This is a genomic window from Pseudorhodobacter antarcticus, from assembly GCF_900110135.1.
GTDB lineage: Bacteria > Pseudomonadota > Alphaproteobacteria > Rhodobacterales > Rhodobacteraceae > Pseudorhodobacter > Pseudorhodobacter antarcticus.
This window is the reverse complement of sequence record NZ_FOCO01000018.1, coordinates 24,469-45,766: the sequence shown is the minus strand read 5'-3', so window position 1 is coordinate 45,766 and position 21,298 is coordinate 24,469. Positions and strand designations below refer to the sequence as shown.

Genomic DNA, 21,298 nt, shown 5'->3' with positions numbered 1-21,298 from the left:
GGTTAGGGGTTCCGTGCGGGTGTGGTAGCGGGGGGTGAGGGGTCGGTGACGCCTGCAGCGGCCATGAGGCGGGCGGCCTCATCTGCCATCAGGCGGTCGATGCCTTTGCCAAGGACGGGGATGCGGCCGCGTTCGAGAAACATCGGAAAGGCGAGGGGGGAGACGTGGGGGAGGTGGTTCACGTCGATGTTGTTTTGGGTGCGGGTCAGCATGTCTTCGACCCGGGCGAAATCGACCATGCCGGAGAGCGCCTCGGTCCGGGTGATTTTGAGCAGGAGGTGGTCTGGGTCGAAACGGCGCAGCGTGTCGTAGAGGATGTCGGAGGAGAAGGTCGCTTGGCGGCCAGATTTGCGGCGGCCTTGGTTTTGACGTTCAATCAACCCTGCGATCACGGCGGCGTTGCGGAAGGTGCGTTTCATCACGGCGTTGCCTGCCAGCCACACCTCAAACCCGTCGCGCAGGTTTTCGGGGTTGAGGAGGGTGATGGGGTTTAGGACGGGATCAAGGCCCCAGACCATGGTGGCGTAGTCGGTGGCGACGAAGCCCAGGGGGGCGAGGCCTTCCTCCTCCATCCGTTTTGTTATTAGGAGACCGAGGGTTTGTTGGGCGTTGCGGCCTGCGAAGCCGTAGAGGGTGAGGTGTTCGCGCCCGTCATGGGGGAAGGTTTCGATGAGGAGACGACCGGGGGCGGGGAGGTTGGATTTTTCCCGTTGAAGTGCGAGCCAGTGGGCGGTGTGGGTGGGGAGGTTGGACCAGTTGGGTTGTTGGAAAATGCGCAGCACGCGGTCGGCGAGCAGGGTGGAGGTGGCGAATTTGGTGCCGTTGAACACGGCCACTTTGGGGTCGCGGCCGGGGGTGCGCGTCACCTCCACCGTGAGATCTTTGATGCCGTCAAAGCGCACGATTTGGCCGCCGATGAGGAAGGTGTCGCCGGGGGTGAGGGTTGAGGCGAAAGCTTCCTCCACCTCGCCCAGTGGCATGCCGCCGAGGCGGTTTTTCAAGCGAACTTTCAGCGTTTCGGTGTCGATGATGGTGCCGAGGTTTTGGCGGATGATCGCGGCTGTGCGGGGGTCGCGTAGGGTCCATTTGCCATCGCGCAGCATGAGGCGTTGCCATTTGTCATAAGCGCGGAGCGCATAGCCGCCGGTGGCGGTGAATTCAACACAGGCGTCAAAATCGGGGCGTTGTAGATGGGCATAGGGGCCTGCGGTTTTGATTTCGGCGTAAAGGTGATCGGCGTCGAAGGGGCCTGCGGCGGCGGTGGCGAGGATGTGTTGGCACAGCACGTCGAGGGGGCCGGGGCCGCGGGGGTCACCGTCGAGGGTGCGGTCTTGGACAGCTTCTAGGGCTGCGACACATTCGATCACCTCAAACCGGTTGGCGGGGACGAGGCGGGCCTTGGACGGTGCGTTGTAGCGGTGGTTGGCGCGGCCAATGCGCTGCACCAAGCGTTTGACGTTTTTGGGCGCGCCGACTTGGATGACAAGGTCCACATCGCCCCAGTCGATGCCCAGATCGAGGGAACCAGTGCAGACCACGGCGCGCAACTGCCCTGCGACCATCGCGGATTCGACGCGGGCACGTTGTTCGCGCGCGAGGCTGCCGTGGTGGATAGCGATGGGCAGGTTCCCCTCGTTTTGCAGCCAGAGGGCGTGGAAAAAGAGTTCGGCCTGCGCGCGGGTGTTGTGGAAGATGAGGGTGGTTTTGTGGTTGGCGACCTGCGCCAGAATCGCGGGGATGGCGTAATGCGCGCCGTTTCCGGCCCAAGGGGGGGCGTCATCGGTGTGCAGCATGGCGATGTCGGGGGCGGGGCCGGGGTCGGCGTTGAGGATGTCGCAATGTTCGGGGGCGAGAAATTGCGCAAGGGCGGGTGGGTTTTCGACGGTGGCGGACAGGCCGACGCGGCGCAGGCCGGGGGCGAGGGTTTGCAGGCGGGCGATTTGAAGCATCAACTGGTCGCCACGCTTGCTTTCGGCCAGTGCGTGGATTTCGTCGATGATGACGCGTTTGAGGTTTGCGAAAATGCGGGGGGCGTCGGGGTAGGACAGCAGGAGGGCAAGGCTTTCGGGGGTGGTGAGCAGGATATGGGGCGGGTCGGCGCGTTGGCGGCGGCGTTGGGTTTGGGTGGTGTCGCCTGTGCGGTCCTCTACCCGTATCGCCAGTTCCGCGCCCTCAATCGGGGTGGAGAGGTTGCGGCGGATGTCTGCGGCCAGCGCCTTGAGCGGGGACAGATACAAGGTGTGCAGACCGGGGGGCGGGGTTGCCCCGAGTTCGGCCAGCGTGGGCATGAAGCCTGCAAGGGTTTTGCCGCCGCCTGTGGGCGCGATCAGAAGGGTGGCGGGGTTTTGCGCGGCATAGAGCATCGCAACTTGATGCGGGTGCAAGGACCAGCCGCGTGTCGCGAGCCATTGGGTGAGGGGGGGGGGCAGGTTCATGCCCCCAAGATAGAGCGTGGGGCGCGCGGGGCAAAGCCCCTGTTTTCGCTTGCCCTTGTGCCCGCTGCGCCCTATGCAAATCCCCATGAGATTACTGTTTTTAGGCGATGTGATGGGCCGGTCCGGGCGCGCTGCGATTGCAGAGCGGTTGGCGGGGTTGCGCGCGGAATGGCGTTTGGATTTCGTGGTGGTCAATGGCGAAAACGCCAGTGGCGGCATGGGCCTGACAGCCGCCCATGCCAAAGCGATTTTGGACGCGGGCGCGGATTGTGTGACGCTGGGCGACCATGCGTTCGACCAAAAGGACATGCTACAATTTATTGAGACGGAACCACGGGTTATCCGGCCCTTGAACTTTGCCAAAGGTGCACCCGGCAAGGGCGCGCGGGTATTTACCGCCACCAATGGGCGCAAGGTTTTGGTGGTGCAGGCGCTGGGCCAAGTGTTCATGAAGCGCCCGTTTGAGGACCCGTTTTCGGCGGTGGAGGCGGTGTTAAACGCGCACCCGCTGGGCGGTATGGTTTCGGCAAGCATTGTTGATATGCATTGCGAGGCGACATCGGAGAAAATGGCGATGGGGCATTGGTGCGATGGGCGCGCCAGCCTGTGTGTGGGCACCCACACCCATGTGCCCACGGCAGATGCGCAGATTTTGGCCAAAGGCTGTGCCTATTTGACCGATGCGGGGATGTGCGGCGACTATGATTCAGTGATTGGTATGGAAAAGCTGGAGCCGATGCGGCGGTTTATCACAGGCATGCCCAAGGCGCGGTTTGAACCAGCGGCAGGGGTGGCCACGCTGTCGGGGGTTTATGTGGAAACGGATGATGCCACAGGGCGCGCCACACGCGTGTCGATGATCCGTATTGGTGGGCGATTGCAAGAAGCGCGGCCATGATGGGGGGCGGATATGTTCGGGATTGAGCTGGACCAGACCGTGCAAGCCTATGTGGCGATTGCGATTTTGCTGGGCATGTTGGCGCTGTTTGTGCGCGAGGTGTTCCCGGTGGAGGTGACGGCGCTGGCGGGGGCCGCGCTGATGCTGGTGCTGGGGATATTGCCGCAGGATGATGCGCTGTCGGTGCTGTCGAACCACGCGCCGTGGACGATTGCGGCGATGTTTGTGATTGTGGGCGCGTTGGTGCGCACGGGCGCGCTGGATTGGGTGACGCGGCTGGCGGTGCGCAATGTAGAGGCGCGGCCCATTGCAACGTTGGCGGGCCTGACGCTGGTGATTATCGTGATGTCGGCGTTTATGAACAACACACCGATTGTGGTCGTGATGATTCCGGTGTTCATGCAATTGGCGCGGCAGTTAAAGCTGTCGGCGTCCAAGGTGATGATCCCCTTGTCTTATTTGGCGATTTTTGGCGGTACGATCACGCTGATTGGCACATCGACCAACTTGTTGGTGGACGGGGTGGCGCGGCAAAATGGCATGGCCCCGTTCGGGATCTTTGACATCGCACCGCTTGGGTTGGTGATGGCCAGCATTGGGGTTTTGTACCTGTTTTTGTTCGCGCGCCATTTGCTGCCGGACCGCGAAAGCATGGGGATGCTGCTGGGCGACCGGGCCAAAATGAAGTTTTTTACCGAAGTGGCGGTGCCTGAGGGATCGGGTTTGATCGGTCAAAAGGTGATGGACGTGGACCTGTTCAAGCGTGACAGCATGCGGGTGGTCGATGTGTTGCGCGGTGATGCCAGTTTGCGGCGCGCGCTGGCGGGGGTGGAGCTGGAGGTGGGCGACCGCGTGGTGTTGCGCACGCCCATGTCCGAGGTGTTGGCCCTGCAATCGAGCAAGGAATTGCGGCAAGTTGACAAGCTGTCATCGGTGCAGACCGAAACGGTGGAGGTGCTGATTACCCCCGGCTGTCACATGGTGGGCCGCAGTTTGGGGTCGTTGCGGCTGCGCAGGCGGTACGGGGTGTATCCGTTGGCGGTGCATCGGCGCAACCAAAACATTGGGCGGCAGTTGGATGATGTGGTGGTGCAGGTCGGTGACACGCTGCTGCTGGAAGGGGCTGCGGCGGATATTGGCCGTTTGGCGCTGGATATGGATTTGGTCGATATCTCGCAACCATCTGAGCGGGCGTTTCGCCGCCGTCACGCGCCGGTTGTGATCGCGGTGTTGGTGGCTGTGGTGGGGTTGGCCGCGGTCAACGCAGCACCGATTGTGATTTTGGCGTTGATCGGGGTGGCGGTGGTGTTGGTCACGCGCTGCATCGACGCGGATGAGGCGTTTGCGTTTATTGAGGGGCGGTTATTGGCGCTGATATTTTCGATGTTGGCGGTGGGGATGGGGTTGGACCATTCGGGCGCTGTGCAATTGATGGTGGATGCGATTGCGCCGTTTATGATGAACCTGCCGCCGTTTTTGTTGATTTTTGCGGTGTATTCGCTGGCATCGGTGTTGACGGAAATTGTGTCCAATAATGCGATTGCGGTGATTTTGACGCCGATTGCGATTGGGTTGGCGGCCACGATTGGCATTGACCCGCGCCCCTTGGTGGTCGCGGTGATGTTTGGCGCATCGGCCAGTTTTTCGACGCCGATTGGCTATCAGACCAACACGTTGGTTTACGGGCCGGGCGGGTATCGGTTTACTGACTTTTTGCGCATTGGCGTGCCGTTGAACATTTTGATGATGTTGGTGATGAGCGCGCTTATTCCGCTGTTTTTCCCGTTTTGAAAGGGGTTTCGATGAAGCTGTTGATGCTTGCGCCTTTGGCGCTGTTGGTGGGTTGTGCGGGCATGACTGCGGTGCCGACATCGGCGCGTTTGGGTGCCGAAGGGGCTGTGATTGAGCTGTCGGACGGGTCGCGTTGCATGGCACCGATGGGCGCTGCGCGGTTGGCGAGCTGCGGTGCGGGCTATGACAGCTTGGTGCAGATTGAGGAAAACCCGAACCTGTTGCGCCGGTTTTTGGCTGAAGGGTTTGTGGCGATGGGCGGGCAGGGCATATTGGCCCCGATGGGGGTTGTGACCTTGACCGATGCGCAGGGGCGCGCGTTTCAATTCGCATCCCCCCCGCCAGATAGCGATTGATCCTGCGCGCGGGGTTGCAAAAAAGGGTGTGCCGCGTGTATAGGCAGGCCAGATTTAACGTATCACACAATGGGGACCGGGCGTATGGCAGGCCATTCCAAATGGGCAAATATCCAGCACCGTAAGGGCAAGCAGGACAAATTACGGTCCAAGATGTTTTCCAAGCTGTCCAAGGAAATCACCGTTGCCGCCAAGATGGGCGAGCCGGATGTGGACAAGAACCCGCGGTTGCGGCTGGCTGTGAAGGCGGCGAAATCGTTGTCGATGCCAAAGGATGTGATTGACCGCGCGATCAAGAAATCGGAGTCGGGCGATGCGGCGGATTACACGGAAATTCGCTACGAAGGCTATGGCGTGGGCGGGATTGCGATTATCGTTGAGGCGATGACCGACAACCTGAACCGCACCGCATCGAACGTGCGCAGCTATTTCACCAAATGCGGCGGCAATATGGGGCAGACCGGGTCGGTCAGTCACGGGTTTGACCGGGTGGGTGAGATTTCTTATGCGGCCAGTGTGGGCGACGCCGATACGGTGATGATGGCAGCCCTAGATGCGGGTGCCGATGATGTGGTGTCCGATGAGGACGGGCATTGGATTTATTGCCCGTTGGAGGAGTTGAACGCTGTTTCGGATGCGTTGGAAAAGGCGCTGGGCGAAAGCCTTGAGTCGAAGTTGATCTGGAAAGCGCAAGTGTTGACCGAGGTGGATTTGGACACCGCGCAAACGCTGATGAAGCTGATTGATATGCTGGAAGAAGATGATGACGTGCAGGACGTGACGCATAACTTTGACATCCCCGAGGATGTTGCGGCGCAGCTGTAAGCGTATGGTGATTTGGAAAGGCCCCCGGTTTTTGTGCCGGGGGTTTTTCATGTTTGATGCGCGCGCAGGTGGGCGGCGAAAGCGGTGATGACCAATGCGAGGGCGGCGAGGGTGAGGAGTGCTGTGGGCAGCGTGCTGGCCTGCGCGATAAAGCCAATCACGGGCGGGCCGAGCAGGAGGCCGCCGTAGCCAAGCGTTGCCACGGACGCAATCGCGCGGCCCGGCGACATGGCGGGATCAGCGGCGGCGCGCGAAAATGCCAGTGGGAAGAGGACGGCATAGCCGAGGCCCATGAGGCTGAACCCCACCAGGGCTTGGGGCAGGGCGGTGGCGGTGACCATTGTGACCACGCCGATAAAGGCGGTTAGCCCGGACAGGCGGGCGGTTTGCACCGCGCCAAAGCGTTTGATGATGCTGTCGCCCGCCATGCGAATGGTGAAAATCGCGGCGGAAAAGACGGAGTAGCCCAAGGTGGCCTGCGCCTCGGTCACGCCGATGTTGGTGTTTAGGAACACGGCGCCCCAATCGGCCACCGCCCCTTCGCCCATCGCGGCGGCGAAGGCGATGAGGCCGACAAACAGCAGCGCCCCTTTGGGGAGTGCAAACAGGCCGCCGCCCGTGTGGGGGCTTTTGGCGGAGGTCCATGGGGCGGAGGCGATGGTGAGGGCCAATGCGCCGATGGTGAGGGCCGCGAGAGTGAAGTGCATTGGCACGCCGAGGCCTGCGCGAATGGTGAAATAGCCCCCGGCGGCGGCCAGCCCTGCGCCCGCGCTGAACATGGCGTGGAATGAGGCCATGATGGGTTTGCCTGCGGCCTTTTCCACCTCCGCCGCCCAGACGTTCATCGACACATCCATGGAACCGTGGGCCATGCCAAACGCGAACAGGCACAGGGCGAGGGTGGCGAGGCTGGGGGCGGCACCAAGCGCGACAAGGGCTGTGCAATAGGTCACGGCAATGGCGCGGGTGACGGGGGCCGCGCCGAAGCGGTCCACTGCGCGGCCTGCGAGGGGGAAGGAAACGATGGCCCCGGCGGCGAAGCACAGCAGGAGGAGGCCAAGCAGGTTTGGTGTGAGGTCGTGGGTGGATTTGAGCGCGGGGATGCGGCTGGCCCAGATGCCCAAAAGTGCGCCGTTGAGGGCGAACATGGCAATAACGGCGGCGCGGGGGGAGCGGAGGTTGGGCATGGGGGCCTTATGGGGGGAAAGGGGCGGTGGGTTGCACCCACCCTACGCCAGATGGATGGCGGCGGCGCGGGTGATTGCGGCGGTTAGGGGCGCGATTGCGGCCCCGGTGATGCGGGCAAATTGCCAGTAAAGCGGCACATCCATGGGGCGGTTGGGGATGAGTTCGACCAATGTGCCATTGGCAAGGTGTTGGGCCGTTAGCGGGTCGGGGTTCATGCCCCAGCCGAGGCCCAGAAGGGCAGCATTGATAAAGCCGTGCGTTGACGCGATGCGGTGGGTGGGGAAAGTGAAATGGGGCGGGGTGCGCAGCGTGGTGGTGAGCCAGTCGCGTTGCAGGCGGTCCTTGTCCGAAAACGTCAGCGCGGGGGCGAGGGCGAGAGTTTGCGCGGTGGCCCCTGTGGGGAGCCATTGGGCGATGAAAGCGGGGGAGGCGGTGGCGCGGTAGCGCAGGGCGCCCAAGGGGAGTGTGTCGCAGCCTTGCAGGGGGCCTGCGTGGCTGGTGATGGCGGCGCACACCTCGCCACGGCGCAAGAGGTTGATGCTGTGATCTTGGTCATCAATCACCAGATCGAACAAGAGGCCCGTGGTTTGGGCCAGTGCGGGCAGGACCCATGTGGCGAGGCTGTCGGCGTTGACGGCGATGCGCAAGGTGGTGGGGCGCAAGTTGGTGGGGCGCAGGGTGGTGGGTGTGGGGGTGGTTAGGGTGGATTGCAGCAGCATGACCTGTTCAAAATGCGCGATCAGGGGCAAGGCTGTGGGGGTGGCGGTGCAAGGCTGGCCGCGCTGGATAAGGAGGGTGCCCATCCGTTCCTCCAGCGCTTTGAGGCGTTGGGAGATGGCGGAGGGGGTGACGGACAGCGCAGCTGCTGCCAGATCGAAAGATCCCCGGCGGTGAATGGCGGTGAGGGCGGCGAGTTGGGCGTAATCGAGCATTAGTTTGGCTTAACTGCTTGAAGATTTCTTAATTTGATTAAGGCGAGTGCTGTGCCTTATGTCAAGGCCAAGCACAGGAGGGGCGGATGTTTGAAGCGTTGGGGGCGGGGTTTTTGGTGTCGATCAGTTTGATCGCGGCGATTGGGGCACAAAACGCGTTTGTGCTGCGCCAAGGGATACGGCGCGAGCATGTGGGTTGGGTTGTGCTGATTTGTGCTGGATCGGATGCGGTGTTGATGAGCGCGGGGATTGCGGGGTTTGGCGCAATTTCCCAGCGGTTGCCGTGGTTTGGCGATGTGATGCTGTGGGGCGGCGTTGCGTTTTTGGGGATTTATGGCGCGTTGCGGTTTCGGGCGGCGTGGCAGGGTGGGGCGGCCTTGGTGCCTGCGGGGGCGGCCCCGGTGGCGCTGCGCCGCGTGGTGGTGACGTGCTTGCTGCTGACTTGGGCCAATCCGCATGTGTATTTGGACACGCTGGTGTTGATTGGCGCGATTTCGGCGCAATACGCGCCGCATGGGGGGGCGTTTGGGGTGGGGGCGGTTTCAGCCTCGGTTGGGTTTTTCACGGCGCTTGGGTTTGGGGCGCGGCTGTTGGCCCCGGTGATGGCGCGGCCGCGCGCGTGGGTGGTGTTGGAAGTGATTGTGGGGGCGACGATGTGGGTGATCGCAGTCGCGCTGGTGTTTGGCAGCGCTTGAACTGGCCCCGCGTTTGGGGCTTGGTAGGGGCATGAGCGAATCCCCCCCCATGAACCCGATGGCTGGTGTTGCCTGGATGCTGGCATCTGGCCTGACGTTTGTCGTGGTGACAGGGGTGGTGCGGTATTTGGGAACTGATTTGCCCGCCGCGCAATCGGCGTTCATGCGGTTTGGTTGGGGCGTGGTGTTCTTGGCACCGTCCTTGCTGACCCTGTGGCGGGTGGGGGTGCCTGCGGGGTTGGGGCCGGTGATCGCGTATCGCGGCGCCATTCACACGGTCGCGGTGACGCTGTGGTTTTATGCAATGGCGCGCATCCCGGTGGCCGAGGTGACGGCGATTGGGTATTTGAACCCGGTCTGTGTGACGCTGGGGGCGGCGTTGTTGTTTGGGGAAAAACTGGCGGTGCGGCGGTTGGTGGCGATTGGTGTGGCGCTGTTGGGCGCGTTGATCGTGCTGCGCCCCGGATTGCGGGTGATTGAGCCGGGGCATTGGGCGCAATTGGGGGCGGCGTTTTCCTTTGCGGGGTCGTATCTGTTTGCCAAAAGCCTGAGCGGCAAGATGCCGGCGGGCGCGATTGTGGGGATTTTGTCGGTCACGGTGACGCTGGGGCTGTTGCCATTCGCGGTTTGGGTTTGGGTGCCGATGACGGCCGCGCAGGTGGGTTGGCTGTCCGTGGTGGCGGCGGCGGCCACAGCGGGGCATTATTGCATGACGCGGGCGTTTGCCGTGGCCCCGATTTCGGTGACGCAGCCCGTGGTGTTTTTGCAATTGGTTTGGGCCACGCTGCTGGGCTATTTCGCCTTTGGCGAGGGAGTGGACCCGTTCGTTTTGCTGGGCGGCACGGTGATTATTGGTGCGGTGACGTATATTACTTGGCGCGAGGCGCAAATGAAGCGCCGCGCGGTGACGCCGGGTTTGGGCGAGGCGAAGATTTAGGGTGTTGGCTTAGCCCTTGGCCAACACACTTTCGATGCGTTCGACATCGACGGGGTTGTTGAGTTCCCAAAACACGCGGCCTTTGCCATCAACCTCGACGCAGGCCATTTCCATGCCGTTTTCAAGGAAACGGAGCTGTTCCAGCCCCTCCATCCGTTCCAGCGGGCCCATTTGCCACGTTTGATAGGCGGCCAGCGCGCTGGGGCGGTAGGCGTAGATGCCGACGTGGTGGAACACGGGGATGGGGCTGTGGGTGCCTTCGGGCGTGTAAGGGATGACTTCCTTGGAGAAGTAGAGCGCGCGCATGTTGGTATCAAACACCGCCGTGGTGCCGCCGACGCGGCTGTGGCGGCGATCATCGCGGAAATGGGCGACGGTTTGCGCATCACAGCGAATGACGGGGGTGGCGCATTGCGCGGGGCTGGTGCGCATCGCATCTGCCAACGCCTCCACGAACCATGGGGGGGTTAGGGGGGCGTCGCCTTGTAGATTGATGATCAGATCGGCGTCGAGGTTCGCGTTTTTAAGCGCCTCAGCGCAGCGCATGGTGCCGTTTTCCGCCTGCGGCGTGGTCATAATAACCTGCGCACCAAAGCTGCGGGCGGCATCGGCGATGCGGTCATCATCGGTGGCGACATACACGGCGACGATGTTACGGGCGGCCATTGCCGCCTCCCAGCTGCGCTGGATCAGGGGTTTGGAGCCGTCTGGGCCGCGCAGATGCACCAAGGGTTTGCCCGGATAGCGGGTGGAGGCATAGCGGGCGGGGATGATGATGATGGTTTTCATAATCGGCCTTTCAGGGTGTTACTGCACGCCCGCGCGCAGGCAATCGTGGATGTGCAAGATGCCAAGGGGTTTTTGATTGGCATCGGTGACAAACAGCATGGTGATTTTGCGTTGGTTCATCAGGGCCACGGCCTGTACGGCCAGCATTTCTGGCGGGGCGGTCAGGGGCGCGCGGGTGGCCACATCCAGCGCGGTTTTGTCCATCAGGCCGACCATGTGGCGGCGAAGGTCACCATCCGTGATCACGCCCGCAAGGCGCGGACCGTCCATCACGCCTGCGGTGCCAAATCCCTTTTGCGTCATGACCAGCAGGGTGTCGGCCATGGGCGTGTCGGTGGCGACCAAAGGCAGATCATCCGCGCCGCGCATCAATTGGTCGACACGGGCCAAGCGCGCGCCAAGGCGGCCACCGGGGTGGAAGGTGCTGAAATGTTCAGGGTCAAACCCGCGCCGTTCCATCAAGGCAATCGCCAGCGCATCACCAAGGGCCAGCGCCATGGTGGTGGAGGTGGTGGGCGCAAGGCCCAAGGGGCACGCCTCGGGTGCCGGGGGCAAGATCATTGCCAGATCGGCGGCCTTTGCCAGCGTGCTGCTTTCGCGCGCACAAATCGCGATGAGGGGGATGGAGAAACGGCGGGTGTGGGCGATCAGATCACCGAGTTCGGTGGTTTCGCCCGAATTGGACAGGGCGATCACCATATCGGTGGGGGTGATGGTGCCAAGGTCGCCGTGCGACGCCTCGGCCGGGTGCACGAAATAGGCGGGGGTTCCGGTGGACGAAAGCGTGGCCGCGATTTTGCGCGCGATATGGCCGGATTTGCCCATGCCGGACAAGATCACGCGGCCTTGGCAGCCCATCAGCCGTTCGACCGCTGCGCCAAAATCGGCGGGCAGGGCGGCGGCCATGGCCAACAGCGCGTCCCCCTCAATCCGCAACACGCGGGCGGCGGTTTCGGTGGTTTTTGAAGCGGCGTCGGGGTGGGTCATGGCGGCTTTCGTTTGGTGTTGGTTTGGCATGTCATACAGGGGGAACGCCGCGCGCGCAAAGCCTGTTTGCCTTGTCATTCCCTTGACTTTTGCGGGGCAAACGGGGGATGAAGGCGGGGATTTAAGCGGGTGAATTTGCAAAAGGCGGTGCGGTATGGGCAGGCATGTTTTGGTGACGGGCGGGGCGGGCTACATCGGCTCGCACGCGTGCAAGGCGCTGGCAGCTGCGGGGTATGTGCCTGTAACCTTTGACAATTTGGCGACAGGCTGGGCGGAGGCCGTGAAATACGGCCCGTTTGAACAGGGCGATTTGTTGGACCGCGCGGCATTGGACGCGGTGTTCGCCAAATGGCAGCCCATCGCGGTGATGCATTTTGCGGCATTAAGCCAAGTGGGTGAGGCGGTGGCACAACCGGGGCATTACTGGCGCGTGAATGTCGGTGGCTCGCTGAATTTGATTGAGGCGGCGGCGGCGGCGGGGTGCATGGATTTCGTGTTCTCCTCGACCTGTGCGACCTATGGCGACCAAGACGGCGTGGTGTTGAATGAGGACACGCCACAGCGCCCCTCCAACCCCTACGGGTCATCCAAGCGCGCGATTGAGGAGATTTTGCGCGATTTCGGCGTGGCCCACGGTTTGCGCCATGTGATTTACCGCTATTTCAACGTGGCGGGCGCGGACCCGAGCGGAGAAGTGGGGGAGTTTCACCAACCCGAAACGCATTTGATCCCCCTTATGTTGGATGTGGTCGCGGGCAAACGTGCGGCACTGACGCTGCATGGCACCGATTATGCGACCCCTGATGGCACCTGTATTCGCGACTATGTGCATGTGTCGGATTTGGTCGATGCGCATGTGCTGGGGCTGCAATGGCTGGAGGCGGGCAAGGGCAACCGGGTGTTCTGCCTTGGCACGGGCGCGGGGTTTTCGGTGCGCGAGGTGGTGACGCAGGCGCGCGCGGTGACCAATCAAGAGGTGCCAATGAATGAGGGGCCGCGCCGTCCCGGCGATGCGATGCAGCTTGTGTCAGGTTCTGCGCGCGCGGTGGAGGAGTTGGGCTGGCGGCCCACGCGGTCCAGTTTGCAGCAGATGATCGGCGATGCGTGGCGGTGGCACCAAAACGGGCATTATGACAAATAAGGGTGCGCCCATGCGGGTTTTGATCACGGGCACGGCGGGGTTCATCGGCTTTCATCTGGCGCAGGCGCTGCTGGATGAAGGCATGGTTGTGCACGGGTTTGACGGCATGACCGATTATTACGATGTGCGGTTGAAACATCGGCGGCACCAAGTGTTGCTGCAAAACCAAGGTTTTACCGCGACCGAAGGGATGCTGGAAGATCAGGCGCTGTTTGACCGGGTGGCGGATGATTTTGTCCCCGATATGATCGTGCATTTGGCGGCGCAAGCGGGGGTGCGGTACAGCATTGAAAACCCGCGCGCCTATTTGGACAGCAATGTGATTGGGTCGTTCCATGTGATGGAAGCGGCACGGCGGTTGGGGGTGCAGCATTTGCTGATGGCGTCCACGTCCTCGGTTTATGGCGCGAATGACAAGGTGCCTTATGCGGAAACCGACCGGGTGGAAACCCAGATGTCGTTTTACGCAGCGACGAAAAAAGCCAATGAAAACATGGCGCATGCGTTTGCGCATATTCATGGGTTGCCGATCACGATGTTCCGGTTTTTCACGGTGTATGGCCCATGGGGGCGGCCCGATATGGCGCTGTTCAAGTTTGTCGAGGCGACGCTGAATGGCCGTGCGATTGATGTTTACAACCATGGGGAGATGTACCGCGATTTCACCTATGTCACCGATCTGGTGCGGGGCGTGCGGTTGCTGATGGACGTTATCCCTGTGCGGCCCACGGACGGTGTGGTGGCCGATGGCGACAGCCTGTCCCCCGTGGCGCCGTGGCGCGTGGTCAATATCGGCAATTCCACCTCCGTAAAACTCACCGATTTTATTGATGCGATTGAGGCGGCGCTGGGCCTGAAAACGACGCGCAACCTGATGGATATGCAACCCGGCGATGTGCCGCGTACTTGGGCCGATGCGGGGTTGTTGCAGCGGTTGACAGGGTATCGGCCAGAGACAGATATTGGCGTTGGGGTGCAGCGGTTTGTGGATTGGTATCGCGGGTATTACGAGGTTTGAGGGGCATCGGGTTCGAAATATCCACGACGGGGGCGGTGGGTTGCACCCACCCTACGGTCTGACATCAGCGTTTACGCGTAATTAACCAATCTGCGCGAAGCTAGTGAGATGCCAAATTACATTCGCCCAAAGGTGGCTGGGGCCACCATCTTTTTCACCGTCAACCTTGCACAGCGGGGCACCGATTTGTTAATCGCGCAGATTGATCTGTTGCGCTGGTCGGTGGCGCAGGTGAGGGGGCGCAGGCCGTTCGCGATTGATGCATGGGTGGTCTTGCCCGACCATTTGCATGCGATTTGGACCTTGCCAGCGGGCGATCACGATTTTTCCACGCGCTGGCGCGAGATTAAGGCCGGGTTTTCGCGCAAACTGGGGGAAACCGGGCGGCGGTCCCCATCCCAACACGCGCGGGGGGAGGCGGGGATTTGGCAAAGGCGGTTTTGGGATCATCACATCCGAAGTCAGGCAGATTATGCAGGGCACTTGGCCTATTGCCTGTCCGATCCGGTCACGCACGGGTTGGCAAGGCGGGCCGCCGATTGGCCCTATTCGTCCATCCAGCGCGACATATCGCAGGGCCGCATTGCGGCAGACTGGGCGGGTGTTGCGCCCGATGGTCGGTTTGGGGCGTAGGGTGGGTGAAACCCACCGCCCCTTGGCTTGATGGTGCGCTTGGTTTGCCCGCGCACCCGGTTTGGTCGGGGCAGGTTTGCACCCGCCCCGCCAAAGATTACCGCGCGAAACGCTTGTATTTTGCGCGCTTGGGTTCCAGCGCATCGGGGCCAAGGCGACGAATTTTATCCTGCTCATAGTCTTGGAAGTTGCCTTCAAACCATTCCACATGCGCATCGCCTTCAAACGCGAGGATATGGGTGCAAAGCCGGTCGAGGAAAAAGCGGTCGTGCGAGATGATGATGGCGCAGCCAGCGAAATCTTCGATCGCTTGTTCCAGCGCTTGCAGGGTTTCCACGTCCAAATCGTTGGTCGGTTCATCCAGCAGCAACACGTTCCCGCCCGACCGCAGCAGTTTCGCCATATGCACGCGGTTGCGTTCCCCGCCTGACAGCAGGCCCACTTTTTTCTGCTGGTCCGTGCCTTTGAAGTTGAACGAACCCGCATAAACCCGGCTGTTCACATCCATATCGCCCAGCTTGATCACTTCCGCGCCGCCCGAGATTTCTTCCCAGGCGGTGGCGTTCGGGTCCAGACTGTCGCGCGACTGGTCGACATAGGCCAGTTGCACGGTGTTGCCCAAGGTGACCGTGCCTTCGTCCGGGGCCTCTTGCCCTGTGATCATGCGAAACAGGGTCGATTTGCCCGCGCCGTTCGGGCCGATTACGCCCACAATGGCACCGGGTGGGATGGTAAACGTCAAATCCTCGATCAATTGCTTGTCGCCCATGTGTTTTTTCAGGCCGACAATCTCAATCACTTTGGAGCCAAGGCGTTCACCGTTCGGAATAACGATCTGCGCTGTGCTGGAGCGTTCCATGACCGTTTGGCCCGCCATTTCATTATAGCGCGCAATCCGGGCCTTGCCTTTGGATTGGCGGGCCTTGGCGCCCGACCGGATCCATTCCAATTCCTTTTCCAGCGCCTTTTGCTTGGTCTTATCCTCGCGGCTTTCCTGCTGCATCCGCTTGGCTTTTTGTTCGAGCCATGCGGAATAGTTGCCTTCATACGGGATGCCGCGCCCGCGATCGAGTTCCAAAATCCAGCTGGTGATATCATCGAGGAAGTAACGGTCGTGCGTCACGATCAGGATTGTGCCTTTGTAATTGATCAGGTGCTTTTGCAACCACGCGATGGATTCGGCGTCCAAGTGGTTGGTCGGTTCATCGAGCAGCAGCATGTCGGGTTCTTCGAGCAGCAGTTTGCACAGGGCGATGCGGCGGCGTTCCCCGCCCGAAAGGTCCTCTACATTCGCGTCATCTGGTGGGCAGCGCAGGGCGTCCATCGCCACGCCGACCGATGCATCGAGCTCCCACAGGTTGCCCGCGTCGATCTGGTCTTGCAGCGCGGCCATTTCATCGGCGGTTTCATCGGAATAGTTCATCGCAAGTTCGTTGTAGCGTTCAAGGATGGCGGTTTTGCTGGCGACACCCAGCATCACGTTTTCCTTGGCGGTCAATTTTGGGTCTAGGTAGGGTTCTTGCGCCAAATAGCCCACGCGCGCGCCTTTGGCGGCCCATGCCTCGCCCTTAAAATCGGTGTCCATGCCGGCCATAATTTTCAGCAGCGTGGATTTACCCGAACCGTTGACGCCGACCACACCGATTTTCACACCCGGCAAAAAGTTCAGCTGGATGTTTTCAAAGCATTTCTTGCCACCCGGATAGGTTTTTGACACGCCGTCCATGTGATAGATGTATTGATAGCTGGCCATGATGTTATTCCTATGTGCGTTTTGGGCGTAGGATGGGTGCAACCCATCGCCCCTTGCGTTTTGCAGGGGTTTTAATGCGGAATGGCGCAAAGGGCAATCAGGGTTGGCGGGCCAAAAGGCTGGGTTTGCGCATTGCGGTTGAAACAGGGGGGCAAGGTTGGCAAAGCTTTGCCAACAAAAGGGGGCAGGATGCGGCAAGGCTTTCCAATCGCGACAAAGGGCATGGTGATTGGCTTGTTGGGCGGGTCGTTTGATCCGGCGCATGCGGGCCATGCGCATTTGACGCGGCAAGCGATCAAGCGGTTTGGGTTGGACCGCGTTTGGTGGTTGGTCAGCCCCGGCAACCCGTTGAAACGCCGCCCACCTGCGCCTTTGGCCCAACGCATGGCGCGGGCGCAGGATGTGATGGATGATCCGCGTGTGATTGTGACGGATATTGAGGGGCGGTTGGGCACGCGGTATACTGCTGCGACGATTGAAGCCTTGATGGCGCAGTATCCGGGGGTGCGGTTTGTCTGGCTGATGGGGGCGGATAATCTGGTGCAGTTTGACCGCTGGGACCGGTGGCGCGACATCATCCGCTTGGTGCCGATTGGGGTTTTGGCGCGGCCCGGTCACCGGGCGACGGCGCGGGGGGCACGGGCGGCGGATATTTTCTGGGCCGCGCGTCTGCCCGACGCGCAGGCAGGGCTGTTGGCGCAGGGGCCCGCCCCAAGGTGGAGTTTCTTGAACATGCCGATGACCGCGCAATCGTCCAGTGCGATTCGTGATGCGGGGGAATGGCGGCCCTAAAACCTTGTGTGGATGGAGTCGCACAGCAATTGTCGGGTCTGGACGCGCTTTGGCCCTTTGGCTAAGTTATGGGTAATTATTTTTGGGGGCGGTGCATGTATTCCAGACGTTGGATTTTGGCGGGGTTGATGGCGGGTGCGGCCGTTCCGGGTTGTGCTGAGGCCCCTGCGCGGTCCCCCCGTCCACCTGCAAAACCGGGGTCACCTGCTGCGATATCGGGGGCAAGTGCGGCGATCGTTGCCAATGCCAAGCTGGGCGGGACGGTGGGGTTTGTCGTGATGGACAGCGCCACGGGTAAAATCCTTGATGCGCAAAATGAGACGGTGGCGCAGCCGCCAGCGTCTGTCGCCAAGGCGATGACGACGATTTATGCGCTGGACCGTTTGGGGGCGAATTATCGCTACGTCACCCGCGTTATGGCAACGGGTCCGGTGCAAAACGGGCGGTTGCAGGGCGATTTGATTTTGGTTGGCAGCGGCGACCCCAGTTTGGAAACCGACCGTTTGGGCGATTTGGCGCAAGCGCTGGCCGCGCGGGGGATTACGGAGGTGACGGGGCGCTACCTCGCCTATGCTGGGGGTATCCCGCATATTGATGAGATTGACCGCAACCAGCCCGATTATGTCGGCTATAACCCGGCGCTGTCGGGGTTGAACCTGAATTTCAACCGGGTGAATTTTGAATGGCGGCGTGGGGGCAACGGATACACCATGTCCATGGATGCGCGCGGCAAGCGGTTTGTGCCAGCCGTGTCGATGGCGGGCGTTAGTGCGGTTTCGCGGGAGGCCCCGCTGTTTGCCTATCAGCGCGGTGCGGATAGTGACCAGTGGACCGTGGCGCAAGGCGCGCTGGGCAAGGCGGGCAGCCGTTGGTTGCCCGTGCGCCACCCGGAGGTTTACACCGCTGAGGTGTTTGCCACCCTGATGCGCGCGCATGGGTTGCGCCTTGGCAGCGCCACGTTGATTTCCAGCCTGCCTGCGGGGACTGTATTGGCCGAAAGCAGCAGTGACGCGCTGCCCGATATGCTGCGCGATATGCTGAAATTTTCGACCAACATCACCGCCGAGGCGGTTGGCCTGACCGCATCAGGGGCGGGCGGTTTGCGCCAATCGGGGCAGCAGATGCAAGATTGGCTGGCGGCCAAGCATGGAATTGCGCCCCGCTTTGTCGATCATTCGGGCCTTGGCGGCGATTCGCGGATTTCCGCGCTGGAGATGGCGCAGGCGTTCTTGCATGCCAAGGCCGGGCTGTTGCCGGGGTTGCTGCGTGAACAGGGGTTGCGCGATGCCAAGGGCAAGGAAATTCCGAACCATCCCACACGGGTTGTGGCCAAAACGGGCACGTTGAACTTTGTGTCGGGCCTTGCGGGCTATATTCAGCCGCCAAATGCGCGTGGTTTGACATTTGCGATTTTCAGTGCCGACACCCGCCGCCGCGATGCGTTGCCGATGGCTGCGCGCGAACAGCCCGAAGGGGGGGCCGCGTGGACCCGCCGTGCGCGCACGATGCAAGCGCAATTGATCACGCAATGGGCAAGCCAGTTTATTTAGAACTGGCAGGCCAGTTTATTTAAAACTGGCAGGGCAATTCGCCTGAGGCGCAGCAGTCCGCCTATTGGGCGGCGGTGTTGATTTTGGCTGGACGGGGCAGGCCCTTTGACCAATACACACGCAACCGCAGCTTGGGGACAGGGGGTGGGGTCTGTGCGTTTGTGGCGGGGGTGATGCGTGTTTGATGCCGTTATATGGAACAGTGTGGCGCTGGCGATTATCGCCTTTGCCTTTGGGATGGCGTTTGGGTGGCGGTTGCGGGCGATGATGCGCGACCGCGCATTGGAAATGCGGGTGCAGGCGGCCGATCTGGACGAGCTGCGCGCGGCACTGACCGACAGCCAAAACCGGTGCGACCAGCAAGCCAAATGGTTGACTGCGCTGGAGGCGGAGGTGGTGCCTTTGCGCGCAAAGGCACAAGGCGGCCCCCGCGCGGCAGGTTAAATCGTCATGTGCCGGGCGCGTGCGCCGCGTTCAATCGCCGCCGCGTGCAACCTGTCCAGCGCCAATTCATCCCTGATTTCCTGCAAAAATTGCAGTTCCTGTTCATAGAGTGTGCCATCAGCGGCGGCCACATCGCAGGCCAGCGCATAGGCGGTTTCGTACAGTTTTTCGGGCAGGGCGGCCATGACAAGGCCGAAAAAGGCGTCAAGACCGTCCTCCTCTTCAAACAAGTCGAACACCACGCGCGCCACCTCGCCAAAGCGGTCTGGGTCGTAATCGGCAAACACGGGCAGGTGGTTCACGATGCGTTGGATTGCCACCAGTTCGGATGTGCGCAGATTTTCATCTGCGGCGGACACGGCGACCATTACGGCCACCAGCGCGTCTTGGGCGGTCATGGATGGGGTCGTGTCGGGCATTTGGCGCGTCCTTTGATGGGTCAACTTGGCACAGATTATTGACCTATGGCCGGGGGGGCAATAGGGAGTGGGCAATGGGCGCAACGCGGTGTTGTCGCATGTGGAATGAGGATGAGGGATATGTCTGCCCTGCGCGATGCTGCGATGACGTCGAAAGCCTGGCCGTTTGAAGAGGCGCGCGCGATCCTGAAACGGTATGAGAAGAAGGCGCCTGAAAAGGGTTATGTGCTGTTTGAAACCGGCTATGGGCCCAGCGGTTTGCCGCATATTGGCACCTTTGGTGAGGTGGCGCGCACCACCATGATACGGCGCGCGTTTGAGATTATTTCCGATATTCCCACCCGGTTGATCTGTTTTTCCGATGATGTGGACGGCATGCGTAAGGTGCCCAGCAATGTGCCCAACCAAGACATGCTGCGCGACCATATGCAGATGCCGTTGACATCGGTGCCCGACCCGCATGACGAATACGACAGCTTTGGCGCGCATAACAACGCGATGCTGCGGCGGTTTTTGGACACGTTCGGGTTTGAATACGAGTTTATCTCGGCCACCGAGTTCTATAAATCCGGCAAGTTTGATGACACGCTGCGTTTGTGTGCCGAACGGTATGACGGCATCATGGCGATTATGCTGAAATCGCTGCGCGAGGAGCGCCAGCAAACCTATTCCGCGTTTTTGCCCATTCACCCCGAAACGGGCCGGGTTTTGTATGTGCCGATGAAGCATGTCGATGCACGCGAAGGCACGATCACCTTTGACGATGAGACGGGGCGCGAATGGACCCTGCCTGTGACGGGCGGCCAAGTGAAGTTGCAGTGGAAGCCCGATTTCGGCGCGCGCTGGGCCGCGTTGGGCGTGGACTTTGAGATGTATGGCAAGGACCATTCAACCAACACCCCCATCTATGACGGGATTTGTGAGGTACTGGGCGGGCGCAAGCCCAACCACATGACATATGAATTGTTTTTGGACTCTGAGGGTCACAAGATCAGCAAATCCAGCGGTAATGGCCTGACGATTGATGAATGGCTGACCTATGCCAGCACCGAATCATTGTCGTATTTCATGTATCAAAAGCCAAAAACCGCGAAACGGATGCATTTTGATGTGATCCCACGCGCGATGGATGAATATCACCAGCAATTGCGCGCCTATCCGGGGCAGGATGCGGCGGGGCAGGCGAACAACCCCGTGTGGCACATCCACGGCGGCACCCCACCGACGAGCCATATGGTGGTGCCATTTTCGATGCTGTTGAATTTGGCGAGCGTTTCAGCGGCCAAGGATGCGGCGGGGCTGTGGGGGTTTATCAAACGCTATGCTCCCGGTGCGTCGGCGCAAACCAATCCCGATTTGGACGCGGCGGCGGGGTATGCCGTGCGGTATTTCGCAGATTTTGTGGCGCCGACACGGGTGTTTCGTTTGCCGAGTGACCAAGAACGTGCGGCGATGGTCGATTTGCGCGCGCGCCTTGCGGCGTGGGATGACGGATTGGACGCCGAGGCGCTGCAATCCATGGTGTTTTCCGTGGGCAAGGACCACGGGTTTGAGCCGCTGCGCGATTGGTTCAAGGCGCTGTATGAGGTGCTGTTGGGCGCAAGCGAAGGGCCACGGTTTGGCGGGTTTATCGCGCTTTATGGCGTGCAAGAATCGCTGGACTTGCTGGACCGTGGGCTGGCAGGCGAATTGGTCGGTTAAAGATCTAGTCGGAT

General features: G+C 61.3%; 20 protein-coding genes. 13 read left to right on the top strand and 7 right to left on the bottom strand.

Annotated elements, in window-relative coordinates; genetic code table 11:
- Positions 1-2: 2 nt before the first annotated feature.
- Positions 3-2,435, bottom strand: a complete 2,433-nt coding sequence (locus BMY36_RS10645) for a ligase-associated DNA damage response DEXH box helicase (protein ID WP_050519882.1) — start codon at positions 2,433-2,435, stop codon at positions 3-5.
- Positions 2,436-2,520: 85 nt separating this feature from the next.
- Between BMY36_RS10645 and BMY36_RS10640 the strand changes: the two genes are divergently transcribed.
- The 4 genes from BMY36_RS10640 (at position 2,521) to BMY36_RS10625 (ending at position 6,305) form a co-directional block, all read left to right on the top strand.
- Positions 2,521-3,333: a TIGR00282 family metallophosphoesterase gene (locus BMY36_RS10640; RefSeq protein WP_050519837.1), complete on the top strand. Its 813-nt coding sequence runs from the start codon at positions 2,521-2,523 to the stop codon at positions 3,331-3,333.
- A 12-nt stretch (positions 3,334-3,345) separates the two neighbouring features.
- Entirely contained in the window at positions 3,346-5,124 is a 1,779-nt protein-coding gene (locus BMY36_RS10635) for an SLC13 family permease (RefSeq protein WP_050519838.1), read from the top strand.
- Between the two features lie 11 nt (positions 5,125-5,135).
- Complete coding sequence (locus BMY36_RS10630; RefSeq protein WP_050519839.1) at positions 5,136-5,480, top strand: hypothetical protein; 345 nt, start codon at positions 5,136-5,138, stop codon at positions 5,478-5,480.
- Between the two features lie 84 nt (positions 5,481-5,564).
- The gene (locus tag BMY36_RS10625; protein ID WP_050519840.1) at positions 5,565-6,305 is read left to right on the top strand and encodes a YebC/PmpR family DNA-binding transcriptional regulator; all 741 of its coding nucleotides are present in this window, start codon (positions 5,565-5,567) and stop codon (positions 6,303-6,305) included.
- 47 nt (positions 6,306-6,352) lie between these two features.
- On the opposite strand, the gene BMY36_RS10620 is transcribed toward BMY36_RS10625, so the two are convergent.
- Positions 6,353-7,492, bottom strand: coding sequence for an MFS transporter (locus BMY36_RS10620; protein ID WP_050519841.1), 1,140 nt, complete (start codon positions 7,490-7,492; stop codon positions 6,353-6,355).
- Between the two features lie 42 nt (positions 7,493-7,534).
- Entirely contained in the window at positions 7,535-8,425 is an 891-nt protein-coding gene (locus BMY36_RS10615) for a LysR family transcriptional regulator ArgP (protein WP_050519842.1), read from the bottom strand.
- 86 nt (positions 8,426-8,511) lie between these two features.
- On the opposite strand from BMY36_RS10615, the gene BMY36_RS10610 reads away from it, so the two are divergent.
- Together BMY36_RS10610 and BMY36_RS10605 are read left to right on the top strand one after the other, a co-directional pair.
- Positions 8,512-9,120, top strand: coding sequence for a LysE/ArgO family amino acid transporter (locus tag BMY36_RS10610; protein WP_050519843.1), 609 nt, complete (start codon positions 8,512-8,514; stop codon positions 9,118-9,120).
- Between the two features lie 31 nt (positions 9,121-9,151).
- Positions 9,152-10,057 (top strand): DMT family transporter, encoded by a 906-nt coding sequence (locus BMY36_RS10605; RefSeq protein WP_050519844.1) that lies wholly within the window; start codon positions 9,152-9,154, stop codon positions 10,055-10,057.
- Positions 10,058-10,066: 9 nt separating this feature from the next.
- On the opposite strand, the gene BMY36_RS10600 is transcribed toward BMY36_RS10605, so the two are convergent.
- Positions 10,067-10,846 carry a 3-deoxy-manno-octulosonate cytidylyltransferase gene (locus tag BMY36_RS10600; RefSeq protein WP_050519845.1) on the bottom strand — a complete coding sequence of 260 codons (780 nt, stop codon included), beginning with the start codon at positions 10,844-10,846 and terminating at the stop codon, positions 10,067-10,069.
- Between the two features lie 18 nt (positions 10,847-10,864).
- Positions 10,865-11,833, bottom strand: coding sequence for a KpsF/GutQ family sugar-phosphate isomerase (locus BMY36_RS10595; protein ID WP_050519883.1), 969 nt, complete (start codon positions 11,831-11,833; stop codon positions 10,865-10,867).
- Positions 11,834-11,987: 154 nt separating this feature from the next.
- On the opposite strand from BMY36_RS10595, the gene galE reads away from it, so the two are divergent.
- The 3 genes from galE (at position 11,988) to BMY36_RS10580 (ending at position 14,625) form a co-directional block, all read left to right on the top strand.
- Entirely contained in the window at positions 11,988-12,974 is a 987-nt protein-coding gene (gene galE / locus BMY36_RS10590) for a UDP-glucose 4-epimerase GalE (protein ID WP_050519846.1), read from the top strand.
- A gap of 10 nt (positions 12,975-12,984) precedes the next feature.
- Entirely contained in the window at positions 12,985-13,992 is a 1,008-nt protein-coding gene (locus tag BMY36_RS10585; RefSeq protein WP_082224853.1) for a GDP-mannose 4,6-dehydratase, read from the top strand.
- Between the two features lie 108 nt (positions 13,993-14,100).
- Positions 14,101-14,625 carry an REP-associated tyrosine transposase gene (locus tag BMY36_RS10580; RefSeq protein ID WP_050519848.1) on the top strand — a complete coding sequence of 175 codons (525 nt, stop codon included), beginning with the start codon at positions 14,101-14,103 and terminating at the stop codon, positions 14,623-14,625.
- A gap of 97 nt (positions 14,626-14,722) precedes the next feature.
- On the opposite strand, the gene ettA is transcribed toward BMY36_RS10580, so the two are convergent.
- Positions 14,723-16,378, bottom strand: coding sequence for an energy-dependent translational throttle protein EttA (gene ettA / locus BMY36_RS10575; protein ID WP_050519849.1), 1,656 nt, complete (start codon positions 16,376-16,378; stop codon positions 14,723-14,725).
- A 189-nt stretch (positions 16,379-16,567) separates the two neighbouring features.
- Here ettA and BMY36_RS10570 point away from each other — a divergent pair, with 189 nt between their 5' ends.
- From BMY36_RS10570 to BMY36_RS10560, 3 genes are all read left to right on the top strand, one after another.
- Positions 16,568-17,170 carry a nicotinate-nucleotide adenylyltransferase gene (locus BMY36_RS10570; protein WP_050519850.1) on the top strand — a complete coding sequence of 201 codons (603 nt, stop codon included), beginning with the start codon at positions 16,568-16,570 and terminating at the stop codon, positions 17,168-17,170.
- Between the two features lie 95 nt (positions 17,171-17,265).
- Entirely contained in the window at positions 17,266-18,720 is a 1,455-nt protein-coding gene (gene dacB / locus BMY36_RS10565; RefSeq protein ID WP_050519884.1) for a D-alanyl-D-alanine carboxypeptidase/D-alanyl-D-alanine endopeptidase, read from the top strand.
- Between the two features lie 177 nt (positions 18,721-18,897).
- The gene (locus BMY36_RS10560) at positions 18,898-19,164 is read left to right on the top strand and encodes a hypothetical protein (protein WP_139194007.1); all 267 of its coding nucleotides are present in this window, start codon (positions 18,898-18,900) and stop codon (positions 19,162-19,164) included.
- Here BMY36_RS10560 and BMY36_RS10555 read toward each other — a convergent pair.
- Entirely contained in the window at positions 19,161-19,583 is a 423-nt protein-coding gene (locus tag BMY36_RS10555; RefSeq protein WP_050519852.1) for a tellurite resistance TerB family protein, read from the bottom strand. The genes BMY36_RS10560 and BMY36_RS10555 overlap by 4 nt on opposite strands.
- Before the next feature lie 120 nt (positions 19,584-19,703).
- Here BMY36_RS10555 and BMY36_RS10550 point away from each other — a divergent pair, with 120 nt between their 5' ends.
- Positions 19,704-21,284 (top strand): lysine--tRNA ligase, encoded by a 1,581-nt coding sequence (locus BMY36_RS10550; protein WP_050519853.1) that lies wholly within the window; start codon positions 19,704-19,706, stop codon positions 21,282-21,284.
- The last annotated feature ends 14 nt before the right edge of the window (positions 21,285-21,298 follow it).